The organism is Aliisedimentitalea scapharcae, from assembly GCF_045277565.1.
In the GTDB taxonomy this organism is placed as follows: domain Bacteria; phylum Pseudomonadota; class Alphaproteobacteria; order Rhodobacterales; family Rhodobacteraceae; genus Aliisedimentitalea; species Aliisedimentitalea scapharcae.
In genome coordinates this window covers 896,921-909,772 of record NZ_CP123584.1, presented here as the reverse complement: position 1 = coordinate 909,772, position 12,852 = coordinate 896,921, and the positions used below count along the sequence as shown (strand labels likewise).

At 57.2% G+C, this 12,852-nt stretch carries 11 protein-coding genes and 1 other RNA gene; 3 read left to right on the top strand and 9 right to left on the bottom strand.

From position 1 onward, the window contains the following. Nucleotides 1–191: 191 nt before the first annotated feature. On the bottom strand, nucleotides 192–695 hold the full coding sequence (locus QEZ52_RS04230; RefSeq protein WP_406648204.1) for a cytochrome c family protein: 504 nt from the start codon (nucleotides 693–695) through the stop codon (nucleotides 192–194). Between the two features lie 121 nt (nucleotides 696–816). Here QEZ52_RS04230 and QEZ52_RS04225 point away from each other — a divergent pair, with 121 nt between their 5' ends. Continuing rightward, a complete protein-coding gene (locus tag QEZ52_RS04225; protein WP_406648202.1) occupies nucleotides 817–1,650 on the top strand; it encodes a prephenate dehydratase in 834 nt (277 codons plus the stop codon). A 41-nt stretch (nucleotides 1,651–1,691) separates the two neighbouring features. Here QEZ52_RS04225 and QEZ52_RS04220 read toward each other — a convergent pair whose 3' ends face one another. Together QEZ52_RS04220 and nudC are read right to left on the bottom strand one after the other, a co-directional pair. Beyond that, nucleotides 1,692–2,159: an SRPBCC family protein gene (locus QEZ52_RS04220; protein ID WP_406648200.1), complete on the bottom strand. Its 468-nt coding sequence runs from the start codon at nucleotides 2,157–2,159 to the stop codon at nucleotides 1,692–1,694. A 37-nt stretch (nucleotides 2,160–2,196) separates the two neighbouring features. After that, complete coding sequence (gene nudC, locus QEZ52_RS04215) at nucleotides 2,197–3,180, bottom strand: NAD(+) diphosphatase (RefSeq protein WP_406648199.1); 984 nt, start codon at nucleotides 3,178–3,180, stop codon at nucleotides 2,197–2,199. Between the two features lie 220 nt (nucleotides 3,181–3,400). On the opposite strand from nudC, the gene QEZ52_RS04210 reads away from it, so the two are divergent. Next, a complete protein-coding gene (locus QEZ52_RS04210) occupies nucleotides 3,401–5,311 on the top strand; it encodes a bifunctional 2',3'-cyclic-nucleotide 2'-phosphodiesterase/3'-nucleotidase (protein ID WP_406648198.1) in 1,911 nt (636 codons plus the stop codon). A gap of 51 nt (nucleotides 5,312–5,362) precedes the next feature. Then, nucleotides 5,363–5,461: signal recognition particle sRNA small type (gene ffs, locus QEZ52_RS04205), an RNA gene on the top strand. 232 nt (nucleotides 5,462–5,693) lie between these two features. Here ffs and QEZ52_RS04200 read toward each other — a convergent pair. The 6 genes from QEZ52_RS04200 to QEZ52_RS04175 all read right to left on the bottom strand — a co-directional run bounded on the left by QEZ52_RS04200 (nucleotide 5,694) and on the right by QEZ52_RS04175 (nucleotide 12,587). Continuing rightward, nucleotides 5,694–6,494, bottom strand: a complete 801-nt coding sequence (locus QEZ52_RS04200; protein WP_406648197.1) for a metallophosphoesterase — start codon at nucleotides 6,492–6,494, stop codon at nucleotides 5,694–5,696. Then, the gene (locus tag QEZ52_RS04195; protein WP_406648196.1) at nucleotides 6,491–7,123 is read right to left on the bottom strand and encodes an HAD family hydrolase; all 633 of its coding nucleotides are present in this window, start codon (nucleotides 7,121–7,123) and stop codon (nucleotides 6,491–6,493) included. The genes QEZ52_RS04200 and QEZ52_RS04195 overlap by 4 nt, the downstream gene beginning before the upstream one ends. A gap of 16 nt (nucleotides 7,124–7,139) precedes the next feature. Next, nucleotides 7,140–9,191 (bottom strand): dipeptide ABC transporter ATP-binding protein, encoded by a 2,052-nt coding sequence (locus tag QEZ52_RS04190; protein ID WP_406648195.1) that lies wholly within the window; start codon nucleotides 9,189–9,191, stop codon nucleotides 7,140–7,142. 10 nt (nucleotides 9,192–9,201) lie between these two features. Further along, nucleotides 9,202–10,044 (bottom strand): ABC transporter permease, encoded by an 843-nt coding sequence (locus QEZ52_RS04185; protein ID WP_406648194.1) that lies wholly within the window; start codon nucleotides 10,042–10,044, stop codon nucleotides 9,202–9,204. A 1-nt stretch (nucleotide 10,045) separates the two neighbouring features. Further along, entirely contained in the window at nucleotides 10,046–10,996 is a 951-nt protein-coding gene (locus tag QEZ52_RS04180; protein WP_406648193.1) for an ABC transporter permease, read from the bottom strand. Nucleotides 10,997–11,090: 94 nt separating this feature from the next. Then, nucleotides 11,091–12,587: an ABC transporter substrate-binding protein gene (locus tag QEZ52_RS04175; RefSeq protein ID WP_406648192.1), complete on the bottom strand. Its 1,497-nt coding sequence runs from the start codon at nucleotides 12,585–12,587 to the stop codon at nucleotides 11,091–11,093. Nucleotides 12,588–12,852 lie beyond the last annotated feature (265 nt).

Here is a 12,852-nt window from a genome sequence, read left to right as displayed (position 1 = left end):
CCATTTGAGAGCCCGCAACAGGCAAACCTGCGCGCAACAGGGCGCTTCGAAGACTTTGATAACAATCTTTGGGGGGAAGCGGCCCAAAGACGTTGCAACTTGTGTAACGACATCGTTCGAGCGACTTTGGGCGAGACAAAAAAAGCCACGGCAAATTGCCGTGGCTTTTTTAGCATTCACAAGAAACCGGATCAGTCGTCCAGGCTATCCAGATAAGCAATCAGGTTCACCCGGTCCTTTTGCTTCTTGAGGCCCGAGAAGCTCATCGAGGTACCTGCTGCATAGGCCGACGGTTTGGTCAGGAAGGCATCCAGCTCTTCGGGGGTCCAAGTGCCGTCGCTCATGCCCGCCATGGTGCCGGAATAGCCAAAGCCGTCCAAGCCACCCATGGTCCGGCCCACAACACCGTACAGAGACGGTCCAGTGGCATTCACGCCGTCTTCGACCTTGTGGCAGGCACCGCATTTCTTGAAGACCTTGGCACCTTTGCCAACATCGGCCTGCGCATAAAGTTCGTCGAACGAAACTTCTTCAACTTCTTCAGAACTGGCTGTCTCTTCGACTTCGATCACATAGGCAGCCTCACCGTGGCTCTCCATGTGATACAGCCCCTCTGCGGCCCATTTGCCCAGCAGGAGCACCAGCAACGCGCCACAAAGAGCTGCAGCGGCTTTGGTAAGGGTCATCGTGTCCATCGTGATCGCTGTTCCATTAGATCTGTTTGCGGGAGTGTCTAAGGCTTCCCCTTGGCTTAGGCAAGGTATAGACAGCGCGACCAAACGCCCGGTGTAACAATTTTGCAGGGAAAAGCGGCAAATGACCAATCGTATCGCCTTTCAGGGGGAACCCGGAGCCTATAGTCACGAAGCCTGCGCCAAGGCGCGGCCCAATATGGAGGCCTTGCCCTGCCGCACGTTCGAGGATGTGATTCACGCGGTCAAGGAAGGCAATGCTGATCTGGCGATGCTACCGGTTGAAAACACAACCTACGGGCGCGTCGCCGATATTCATCGGCTTTTGCCCCAGAGCGGGCTGCATATCATCGACGAAGAATTTGTCCGGGTCCACATCAACCTGCTGGCTGTTCCGGGTGCGACGATTCAAGATGTTCGCGAAGCTCATTCCCATCTGGTCCTGTTGCCACAATGCGCCGGGTTCCTGCGCCATCACGGAATTCGTGGACGGGTCAGCCCGGACAATGCCCGCGCAGCACGCGAAGTGGCCGAAGCGGGCGACATCCATTCCGCTGCTCTGGCCAGTGAGCTGGCTGGAGAAATCTATGGGTTGAGTGTTCTGGCCCGTCATATCGAAGATGAGGACAACAATACCACTCGCTTTCTGGTCATGTCCCCAAAAGCCGACCATTCCCGGCGTGGTGATCGCGGCATGGTTACAAGCTTTGTCTTTCAGGTCCGCAACATTCCCGCTGCCCTGTACAAGGCAATGGGTGGGTTTGCGACCAATGGCGTCAACATGACAAAGCTGGAAAGCTATATGGTCGATGGCTCCTTTACCGCGACCCAGTTCTATGCGGAAATCGAAGGCCATCCCGACGATCACAATGTGCAGCTGGCTATGGATGAACTGGGGTATTTCACGACGAATGTCGAAATCCTGGGGGTTTATCCTGTGCATCAAGCCCGCGATTGATCCCAGGCTATCCTGACGCAAATAAAACCAATTGGCCCGTTTCAAGCCAGACGACTTAACCGGTCTTCCATCGTTTTGGCATAGTCGGCCACTTTCAACTTGAACCGCTTTGTCAAATTCCCGCGCGCCAGTTTCAGCGATTGCAGAAACAGGCGTGCAGACAGGCTTTTGGCATCCACCGTCAGGGTCACGGTCATGCGCGTACGTTTTGGCGACAGCGCCATCAGGTCCAGATCAAAATGACCCTTCAGGCCCGATCCTTCGCCTTCCAGCTGAATAGACGTGTCCGGCTCATATTCGGTCAAAAGCACCCGTATCTTGCGTAGCTTTCCCCGCATCGTGAATTCAGCGTCCCACGACAATCCGGGAACGGGGTGGTGCAGATCCCCCTGCCGTTGCAATTCCACGCCACGACGAATCGCCTGACGCTCAAAAGTTTCGAATTCGCTCAATGCGGCAAACACATCACCGATCGGAGCTTCGATATCTTCCTTGCTGATGAATTCCATGGTTTGACTGCGCCTCTTGTTTGACGCGATTGTCCCCTCAATCCAGCGTATCCGCAAGCCAGTTCTGCAACAGGAAATGTGCAATTGCACCTTTCCGCGCAGGCAACAGTACGGGATGCTCTCCCGCAAAGGCCGTCATCATTTCTTCGCGAGTCACCCACAGCGCATCTTCAATTTCCACCGGGTCGATGTTGAGATCGGAACTCAATGCCTCCCCAGCACAACCAAACATCAATGATGCAGGGAAGGGCCAAGGTTGGCTTGCCAGATAAGTCACGGCCCCGACTTGCACACCTGCTTCCTCGAAAACCTCGCGCCGAACTGCCGCCTCGAGCGTTTCGCCTGGCTCTACAAAACCAGCCAATAGGGAGTACATCCCTTCCGGCCAACCCGGCGACCGGCCCATCAAAACCTTGTTGCCATGTGTGATCAACATGATGACAACGGGGTCTGTGCGCGGGAAATGTGCGCCCCCGCAGCTGGGACAGATACGTTGCCAGCCTGCCATGGTGCTCTCGCTGGGTTCGCCACATTTTGCGCAGAACTTGTGCGTATGATGCCAACCCAAAATTGCCTTGGCCGTTGCGGCCAATTCGGCCTCCTCCGCAGACAGGCGGGTCATGATCCGCCGCAATTCAGCGAAAACATGGCCTGTCGGAAGATCGGGATGCTGTTGTTCGCTTTGGTCCAGAAAACTGTCCAGTGCGGCGGTCTCCAGATCGCCTGGTGCCCAGGCAGAAATATCGCGCACAAACCAGGGCAGACCATCGGCGGCAATCCCCAGAAAAAGCGGCGATGAAACAGGTCCCGCCGGACCATTCACGACAATGTCGTGATGTGCCGCAAGCGGTGCCAAACGGTCCAGCCGTTCTCCGCGCACCAGTATCTTGCCGCGCCACAGGATCAGGCATTGCGCATTTCCCTCGGCCAACATGCTGGCAAGCATCTCCGGCTGTTCCCGCAAATGGGCGGCCCGGTCCAAACCTGCACCACCAAAGGTGACTTGCTCTGCTGTTTTCATGTTACAGTTCCCGGTTTTACGTCTACGCCGCTTGCGTGGAGGAACATCGGTTGCCAATGTCCAAGTTGCAAGAGCCAACGTATGGCAATCACAGGTAGACCGCCGCAGGACGCGCATCATTACCGATCCGGTCTGACGGTTAAACCTTGCGACTTAAGAGTTCTTTTCGCGTTATTCGTCCGAAACCCCGACAGCAAGAAAAACAAAAAACCGGAACAGGATGCCCAGCAAGAACGCACAGGCCCAGCGCGCACCGATCACATCCCGATCCTCAGCCAGGCTCCGCATACTTTCGACAACCGATCTGCATATGAACTTGTGCGGGTTTGATTATTATGCAGACCGTTCTAACCCCGCCGTTGGTTTGACCCGCACCGCATCTTTGATCCGCGAGGCCCGCGCCGAAACCGCCGAACGGGGTGGTCAATGCCTGTTGTTCGACAACGGAGACGGAATGCAAGGGACGCCGATGGGGGATCTGGCAATTTCTCTTGGCACCCGCCCGCACCCGCTGATGCAGGCCATGCGAAGTTTGAATTACGATGCTATCGGGCTGGGCAATCATGACTTTAATTTCGGTTTGGAAACTCTGGATCGAATTCTCAGAGACGCACCTTGTCCGGTTGTGGCCTCGAATCTCGAACTTTTCGCAACGGCTCCCCCCCTGCCGGTTCACAGGTCGTTCATTCTGGAGCGCGCGGTTCCCTCCACGACAGGGAGTTCCCGCTCTGTCCGAATCGGTGTGCTGTCAGTGTTGCCACCGCAGACCCTGCAATGGGACGCCCATCTGATCGCTGGCAAAGTCGCGTTTCACGACATGCTCGACACTGCCCGACAGGTATCTCTCGAACTGCGCGATGCTGGCTGCGATGTCGTGATTGCGCTGGCTCACAGCGGGCTTGGCCCAAAAACTGCGGACACCGGAATGGAGAATATTGTCCACCCTTTGGCACAGTCCGGCAGCGTCGATGTCGTGATTGGCGGGCACACCCATTTGCCGTTCAGCGCATCCGGAGATGACATGGCTCCCGGGGCGGCGGCCACGGTTTTGCCTGGCGTTGGTGGGTCACATCTTGGCATAATCGACCTGGATCTGACCTGGGCTGCCAATACGGGCTGGGCAATAGACCAGTCGCAGGCGAGTTTACGCCCAATTCTGCGTCGATCCAAGCAGGGAGAGTTGGTTTATGTTGCCCCTGAAGACAACGCATTGACCCAAACGTTGGCCCCAGCCCATACCGCCACCAAGGCCCGGATGCAGGAGCCGGTCGGGCAAACCGATGCCTCCCTGCATTCATATTTCACTTTCTTTGCATCCGACAGGGCGATGGCACTGGTTGCCACTGCTCAGTCTGCTGCTGTGCAAAAGACCTTGGCAGGGAAACCCGAAGCCGCGCTGCCGTTGCTGTCGGCCGTTGCACCGGGGAAATTCGGGGGACGTGCCGGACCTGATAATTTCACCGATATTTCCCCAGGTCCAATGCGGCTGAGAAATGTTGCGGACCTGCACGTCTATCCCAACCAGCTCAAAGCGGTTGTTGTTTCCGGGCAGGTTGTTATGGATTGGCTCGAAATGTCGGCCAGTGTATTCAACCAAATCCCGGCCACAGCAGCCGCCGAAGAGATGCCCCCTATTGATCTGCTGTGCAACCAACGGGCCGGGCACAATTTCGACGTTCTCCACGGGCTGTCCTATGCCATTGATTTGTCCAAGCCGGCTCGATTCGCCGCAGATGGCGGCGTTTGCGCATCAGACGCCCGCCGCGTGCGTGACATCACATGGAACGGTCGGCCCATTTCGGCGGACCAGGAGTTCGTTGTCGCAACCAACAGTTACAGATTGGCCGGTGGAGGCTGCTTTCCCATCTTGGGGAACATGCGCATTCTGCCATTGCCAAATCTCGCGTTGTCGGACGTCATTCGCGCACATATCGCCGCAGCCCCCCATCGGGACAGGCTGAAGGCAACCGAAAAGGGGTGGCGATTTTTTCCTTCTCTCAATGCCCGCGCGCGTGCCCGTGTTCTGACCGGGCCGGGTGCTCAGAAATATCTGTCCGAACTGGACAGCCAGGACGTCGTGGTTGAAGGGATCACCGGTGACGGGTTTCTGTCCCTGATCCTGACGCTCTGAGCCGGATTTCCAGGACTTGCCAAGCCCGCCTGCCCGCACTATATCCACCGGTGAGAGGTTGGCGCGGGTAAGCGCCTCGCCAACCCGGTCAGATCCGGAAGGAAGCAGCCGTAACGAGCCCCGCTTGGGTCGTTGTCCAGCCTCTCACCTTCATCCTCCCTGACCCGCTGAAACAAAATAATTCCCTTGCATCACAGGCTCTTTGCCCGTTTCGAGGTAACAACTCTGGTTTCAAGCGGGTTTGCCATGACAAGCAAAGCAAACATGGCCAACCGCAAAGGGCGGTATCATGCCCAGCCAGTTGTGCCTAAAGACTTACGTAGAATCGTCGGAAAAATGAACTGTGCAATTTTCTGAGCAGTGGCAGATCTGCTGTACGGAACTACCCAGAAGCTGGTCCCATGTTTGCGCCCTCCACCGCTGCCGCAAAGTCGTGGTAATGCACAATTGTCCGATCTTTGTGGGCCAGAACAACGGCGAATTGAGGTTCTTCGTAAATCGCGGAAACAAGGTCAATTTCAGATAAATTCAACGCGCATTGCAACATCATCGATCTGTGCGACGAGAATGGGACCCCCCGCCAAACCCCGGACATGGGCCTGTGATAATGCCCAAAGAACAGATGCTGGATGTTTCCGTGAGCGTCAATGAGTTGCCCAAGAGCCTCTGCGCTTTTTGCCTCCAACCCGATTGTATCCATAGCCGCCAAGCCTGTCGCAAAAGGCGCATGGTGCATGAACACCCATACCGGACCGGGATTGGACGCAAGCCGATCGGCAATCCAGTCCAAGCGACGCATGCACAGCTCTCCACCGTGGCCGAAGCCTGCTTTGGTGTCCAACGTCAGGAACAGACCTTGGGACGTGCGAATTGCGCTTTGGAGAAACCCGTTTTCGTCCATGGAAACGGTCGACAGCGCATGACCGGCCATGTCCCTGTCGTCGTGATTGCCCAGCAGGCAATAGGTCGGCATCCGCAGCGTTGAAAGGAGCTCTTCGGCCAGACGGTATGCCGCCGGGTCAGGGTCGGCGACAATGTCGCCGGTTATGACACACAGCTCGGCATCGCTATGCATTCGGTTGATTTCTGCGATCGCCGCGCGGGTCTGTTCGACAGCACGGGCAAGGGGCTTTTCCTGCGCGCCCACACAGATATGCAGATCCGTCAAATGTATGAATTTCATGATTGTTCCCCTTGCGGGTTCAAGAGTTCCAAACACACCCGACAGAGTTCCGCCGGAGTTTCAGCCATTGCATCAGGCGCAAAGGACCTTAGATGCTCTGGCGTCTGCCAACCCCAAGCAACCGCTATGACACTAATGCCGGCGGTACGCGCCGCTTGAATATCGCTGCTCGCATCGCCAACCATGATATGCGGACCATCTGATCGCAGCGCGATTAGCCCAGAGATCTTCTCGGACTTCTGGCCGGGTGTATCGCCGCCAATGATACGAAACATCAGGAGGTCCAATCCCTGTGTCGCAAGGACCGTGCGGATGACATCACTGTGGCTGGCACTGACCACAGCAAGATCGTGATCCTTGGCCAGGGTGGTCAACGATTGCGCAACCCCGCCAAATAACGGCGACGGCTGCGCACAGCCAGATACTGTTTGCGCGACGTCCTGTGCAAATTGTACCGGTTCAAGGTTGTGTCGCTCGGCCAGCGCCTCGAAGGTCAACGGATCCAGTGTGGCAAAGGCGTCCCTTGTCAGTTTCAGATCCACGCCTTGGGCATGTGCGGCTTTGGTGCAAGCAGCCAGACAAGTGGTCAGTGAATCCGCAAGCACGCCGTCAAAGTCAAAAATAATCATCAATCTTCTTCTTACGCTATCCGCATACCGGCTCGGGCTGCGCCAAAACATGTGTGCGGTCTGGCACATCGGGTTGAGGCATCAGGTCTCGTGTTTCCAAATGGCAGTGGATCACATGCCCAGCCGTCATCTCGCGCCGGGGCGGCACGGTGGTGTCACAGATTGATCCAACATGGCGTGGACACCGCCGTTTGAACGGGCAACCCGTCGCCGGAGGAGATTTTTCAGTCACGTCATCTGCCAGCAACGCAGGCGCTGCATCTGGATCGGGCTCTAGCACAGCGCCCATCAGCGTTTGCGTATAGGGATGGTAGGGGGGAGCATAGACGTCGGCAGCGGGGCCAATTTCACAGATCCGTCCCTGATACAGCACAGCCACCCGATCCGACACGGCCCGCACCACCGCCAGATCATGGCTGACAAAAATGTAGGAGGATCCGTTTTCTTTTTGCAATCGGGTCAACAGCGCCAATGCAGCAGCCTGTACCGACACATCCAGAGCCGAGGTCACTTCGTCACACAGGGTTACCTCTGGATTGGCAGCAAAGGCCCGGGCCACACCAACACGCTGTTTTTCGCCCCCGGACAATTGTCCGGGAAACCGTGATATATACCGTGCCGGCAGGCGTACGGCTTCCAGAAGCGATTTGGTCCGTGCCTGCGCCTCTGACCCTTTTACGCCGTGGTACAACCGCAACGGCGCCCCAAGGATTTCCCCAATGGTCTGGCGTGGGTTCAAGGATGCATCCGCGTTCTGGAAAATCATCTGAACCCGCCGCAGAGTTTCGCGATCTCTTTTGGAGACTGATGACGTCAGATCCTGGTCATCGCCCAGCGTCACCGATCCCGCCTGGGTCCCGACCAGACCGGCGATTGCGCGCAGGATGGTGGATTTACCAGAACCACTTTCACCAACTAACCCAAGGGTTTCGCCCTTTTTGAGGACAAAATCCACGCGCTCGACGGTCGGCGTTTTATGTGGGCGTTTGAATACCCGATCCAGCAGACCTGGCTTGCTGTAGCTGATCGCTACATCCCGAAGCTGCAACGCTGACGCGTCTTGCACATCTGGTTCCCGGTGGGTCTGCGGACGTGGCCAATCTGGTTTGTCGGAATGCAGACAGCGGGCCTGAGACGACCCCATCTTTTGCAGATCCGGCACGCGTTGCCGGCAATCATCACGCACCAACGCACAGCGGTCTGCAAAGGCACATTGCGTCAATGCGGATCCAACTGCAGGCGGTGTGCCCGGCATTGAGGCAGGAATTCCGGGATCACCCAATCGGGGGATCGAGGCCAGCAGACCGCGCGTGTAAGGATGCTTTGGCGCGCGCAAAACATCACGCGTGGGCCCTTCTTCAGCCAATTGCCCCGCATACATCACCGCGACACGATCCGCGACGCGGGCAATCACGCCCATGTCGTGACTGACGTAAATCATCGCCACGCCCATCTCTTGGGCCAATGTGCGTAGAAATTCGAGGATATGCGCCTGGGTTGTCACGTCCAATCCCGTGGTCGGCTCGTCCAGCAACAACGCCTTGGCATTGCCCGCCAGCGCCATGGCAACGGCCGCGCGCTGTTGTTGCCCACCGGACAATTCGTGCGGGTACCGCCGCGCCATATCTGCGGGGCTGGGCAGGCGCACACGGGCCAGCAATTCAACCACGCGGTCTGCGCGTCCCGTTGCGTCCAGATCGGAATGCAGCCTCAGGGCCTCGTCAATTTGCTGACCAATCTTCAGCGTTGGCGTCAGCGCCTGTCCTGCGTTTTGTGGGATCAACGCGATCGCTCCGCCGCGCAATTTGGCACGCTCTTTTTCTGGCAGGGCAAACATATCATGGCCGTCAAACACGGCACGACCGCGAAACACGGACAGGCCGGGTTTCAGATACCCCATCATCGCCAGCGCCACAGTCGACTTCCCCGATCCGCTTTCCCCCACAATCCCAAGGGTTTCCCCAGCTGCCAGTTCCAGCGACACACCGCGTAGAATGGGGGCTTCGCGACCGCCTTTGGCAACGAACCCCAGCGACAGATCCTCGATTTGGATCAATGATTTTGTCATATCACATCCCTCACACAGCATTGGCGGTTGCACGGTCAAGGCCCAGCGCCTTGCCAACAGCATCAGCCAGCAGATTGATCCCGATTATCAACGACGACAGGGCCAGGCAGGGCCAGAACACCCCCCACGGAGCCGTCGACAAAAGTCCGCGTTCCTGTGCAACCATCAGCCCCCAATCAGGCGTGGGCGGCGTGGCGCCAAATCCCAGAAACGACAGGGACGAGAACGCCAGCAACATCCAGCTCCACCGCATTGCTCCCTCGACCAGCAGGATGTCGGACAAGTTCGGGAACATCTCGCGGGTGATAATGGGCCACAGTTTTTCGCCCCGCGCCTTGGCCGCGGTGACAAAATCCCGCGCCGCCACTTGCATCGCCGCCCCGCGCACCACGCGCAAAACCGCAACGCCATAGAAGAACCCCAGTGTCGGGATGATGGTCACCGGCCCTGCGCCACCAATCGAGATGATCAGCAACAAAAACAGCAGCCATGGCATCGACAAAAATGCATCGACAATCCGCATCGAGTATTCATCTACGCGCCCGCCAACGGTGCCAAAAAAGATACCGGCGAACCCGCCCCAGAGCGTTGCAATGACAGCCGCCGCAAAGGTCACGGAAATCGCGAGTCGCCCACCATAGATCACACGGGAAAACACATCCCGGCCCAGCGTATCGGTGCCCATCCAATGGGCCGTTGAAGGGGCCAACAGAATTGCATCCGCATCCTGCATGGTGGGACCATACGGGGCCAGAACAGGTGCCAACAGCGCCATACCCACATGAAACAGGGTCAGGATCAGGCCAATGGCCCCCGACGGGCGCGCGGCCACGTTTTGAATGAGGCTCAGCATATCAATGTCCTTTGCGGCGCAAACGGGGATCCAAGGCCACCGCGGCAAGATCAGCCAGCAGGTTCACACCCACGTAAATAACCGAAAAAATCAGTGCGATGGCCTGCACCATTGGCAAATCGCGGTCGAAAATGGCCTGGATCATCAAGGTACCAAGGCCGGGGTAATTAAAGACTTTTTCGACCACCACGACTCCGACCAACAACCAGGCGATGGTCAGAGCAATCACATTTAGGGCCGGGATCATCGCGTTCGGGACAACGTGTTTCCAGATGATTTGGCGTTCAGGCACCCCTTTCAAACGCGCCATCTGCACGTAGTCGCTGGTCATCACATCAATCACGCTGGCCCGCATCATCCGCATGATATGGGCGATCAAAACCGCGCTCAGAACGATCACGGGCAGCACGATATTGGGCAGCATCTGCATCAAACCCGCCCCGGGCGAGATGATGGTTACAGCCGGAAACCATTGTAGCGTGATGGCAAAAACATAGATCAGAGCGGTCGCGGTCACGAATTCGGGAACTGTCATTGCCAGCATTGCAGCCCCAGACAACGATAGATCCAGCGGTCTATCGCGTCGGACCCCTGCAGCAATCCCCAATATGATCGCCAGCGGAATCGCCAGCAGCGCGGCAAATCCGCCCAACAAGGCTGTATTGCGGAACCGCTCCCAGATCAGCTCGTTGATGGGTTTGCGTTTCTTCAGGGAATAGCCGAAATCCCCCTGTGCGGCCCCTGCCACCCATTCGCCATAGCGCACCACAGCCGGGCGGTTCAGGCCCTGTTGTTCAATACAGCGCTCTAACCGGGGGCCCTGTGCGAACCGTTGCAGGAAAGAGGTACACACGTTGCCGGGCAGCGCCTCGACGGCGAGAAACATGATGATCGAGACAAATGCAACGGTGAACGCCGCAAAACCAAAGCGGCGCAGAATGAGGGTTGGCATGAGCAGGCCCTGTTCAGGATATTGAAAAGCCAACGTGGCCTGTTTTTTGCAAAGCAGGCCACGCAGGGAAGTATGTCGGAAATGCTGATCCCGATCAGGAACCGGACGCCGATTTCACAACGTCTTCGTACCGGATCGAGAAGTCTTCGACCGGCTGGATGCCCGACAGTTTGGCACTAAAGGCCCGCACAGTGTTCAAGTGGACAGGGATGAAGGATCCGCCGGTTTCCCACAGTTCGTTCTGCAGCTCACCATACAGCGCCTTGCGCTTGTCAAAATCCAGCTCGCCGCGCGCGGCGTCCAGCTTGGCGTCAAACTCGGCACTGTTCCACCCGGTCTCGTTCCAGGTTGCGGTTGACCGATAGGCCTCATTGAGGATCTGATCGGTTGGGCGCTGGGACCAGCCTGTGGCAAAGAATGGCTCTTTCATCCAGACATCGCCCCAGTATCCATCTGACGGAGCGGGGACCAGTTCGATGATGATACCGGCGTCTTTGGCCTGGTTTTGCAAAACCTCGGCCATCTTCACGGCCCCTTCGGAAATATCCGACACGAACAGCTCAACGGTCAGACCATCGGCATACCCGGCTTCGGCCAGCAACGCTTTGGCGCCTTCGATGTCGCGGGCGCATTCGATTTCGGCGCGGTACTGGTCGCCAGACCAGACAGGATGGTCACAAGATGTGATATAGCCACCCTTGCCATAAACCAGTTTGCCCAAAGCATCGCGATCAGCGGTCATGCGAATCGCCTTGCGGACACGTGGATCGTCGAACGGCGCTTCTTGGGTGTTCATCACCAGCCCAACCCAACGGCCGGTCGGAACAGATTGAACCGTGAAATTCGGGTTGTTTGCAAACAGCGGAACCTGTTCGGCCGACAATGCGTAGATAAAGTCAATCTGCCCCGCTTGCAGCGCCGCAACACGGGCATCCTGATCTGCAATCGCGATCAGTTCCATGTTCTCGGTACCAACAGTGCCGCCATAGTAGTTGTCAAAACGCTTCAGCGTCGTTGTGCCCAGCGGATCATAGCTCACCATCGCATAGGGACCAGTGCCGATACCGCTTTCGCACAATGCATCCAGATCATTGCCACAGGTCTCGGCGTCCAGCATCTTGATCCGGTAATCCATGACCAACAGCGGGAAATCGGCGTGGGTTTGTTTCAGAACCACTTTGGCGGTCAGCGCGTCGATGACCTCAACGTGGTCGATGACCTCCATCACGCCTTTGGTGGGGCTGTCGATCGTCTCAGACTGGGTGCGCATCAGAGAAAATGCCACGTCTTCGGCTGTAAAAGCGTTGCCATTATGGAACGTCACATCGGGGCGCAGTTTAAAGGTCCACTCTTTGGCGTCTGGTGTTGGCTCCCAGCTCAGCGCCAGATCGGCAGAAGGGTGACCATCATCGCCCTGACGTACCAAACGCGAATATACGTTCTGGATAGCCTCGTAAAAACGCTGAGGCGAAATCGGGTCGATCGACTCAGATCCGCCATACCCCAATTCATGTGGAATACGCAGCGTTTCGGCGGAGGCTGCAGAACCCAACAGTGCAACGGCTGCCGAAAGCAGGAGAGACTTTTTCATTTTGATACCTTCAGGTGAAAGTCTGAGAGAAGTTCCGAATGGATCGATCCACTCGTCTCGGCCCCACTATTGACTCATGGTAAACGCAAGATGTCAGCCAGATGAAACTCAGATGACAGAACCCATTCGCACCAACTTCGGGAGCAAACCCTCTTCGCGGTAGCGGTGAATGACGGCTCACCGCTCACCTTCAAAATCGTGCACGCAATTCAGCGCCTTGTTCCTGTCTACTCGGATCTGAAGGTGGCCCCCTCCCAGACGAAAT

Coding starts and splice junctions, on each gene's coding strand:
- QEZ52_RS04230 (WP_406648204.1), bottom strand. CDS start 695: ATGGACACGATGACCCTTACCAAAGCCGCTGCAGCTCTTTGTGGCGCG.
- QEZ52_RS04225 (WP_406648202.1), top strand. CDS start 817: ATGACCAATCGTATCGCCTTTCAGGGGGAACCCGGAGCCTATAGTCAC.
- QEZ52_RS04220 (WP_406648200.1), bottom strand. CDS start 2,159: ATGGAATTCATCAGCAAGGAAGATATCGAAGCTCCGATCGGTGATGTG.
- nudC (WP_406648199.1), bottom strand. CDS start 3,180: ATGAAAACAGCAGAGCAAGTCACCTTTGGTGGTGCAGGTTTGGACCGG.
- QEZ52_RS04210 (WP_406648198.1), top strand. CDS start 3,401: ATGCCCAGCAAGAACGCACAGGCCCAGCGCGCACCGATCACATCCCGA.
- QEZ52_RS04200 (WP_406648197.1), bottom strand. CDS start 6,494: ATGAAATTCATACATTTGACGGATCTGCATATCTGTGTGGGCGCGCAG.
- QEZ52_RS04195 (WP_406648196.1), bottom strand. CDS start 7,123: ATGATTATTTTTGACTTTGACGGCGTGCTTGCGGATTCACTGACCACT.
- QEZ52_RS04190 (WP_406648195.1), bottom strand. CDS start 9,191: ATGACAAAATCATTGATCCAAATCGAGGATCTGTCGCTGGGGTTCGTT.
- QEZ52_RS04185 (WP_406648194.1), bottom strand. CDS start 10,044: ATGCTGAGCCTCATTCAAAACGTGGCCGCGCGCCCGTCGGGGGCCATT.
- QEZ52_RS04180 (WP_406648193.1), bottom strand. CDS start 10,996: ATGCCAACCCTCATTCTGCGCCGCTTTGGTTTTGCGGCGTTCACCGTT.
- QEZ52_RS04175 (WP_406648192.1), bottom strand. CDS start 12,587: ATGAAAAAGTCTCTCCTGCTTTCGGCAGCCGTTGCACTGTTGGGTTCT.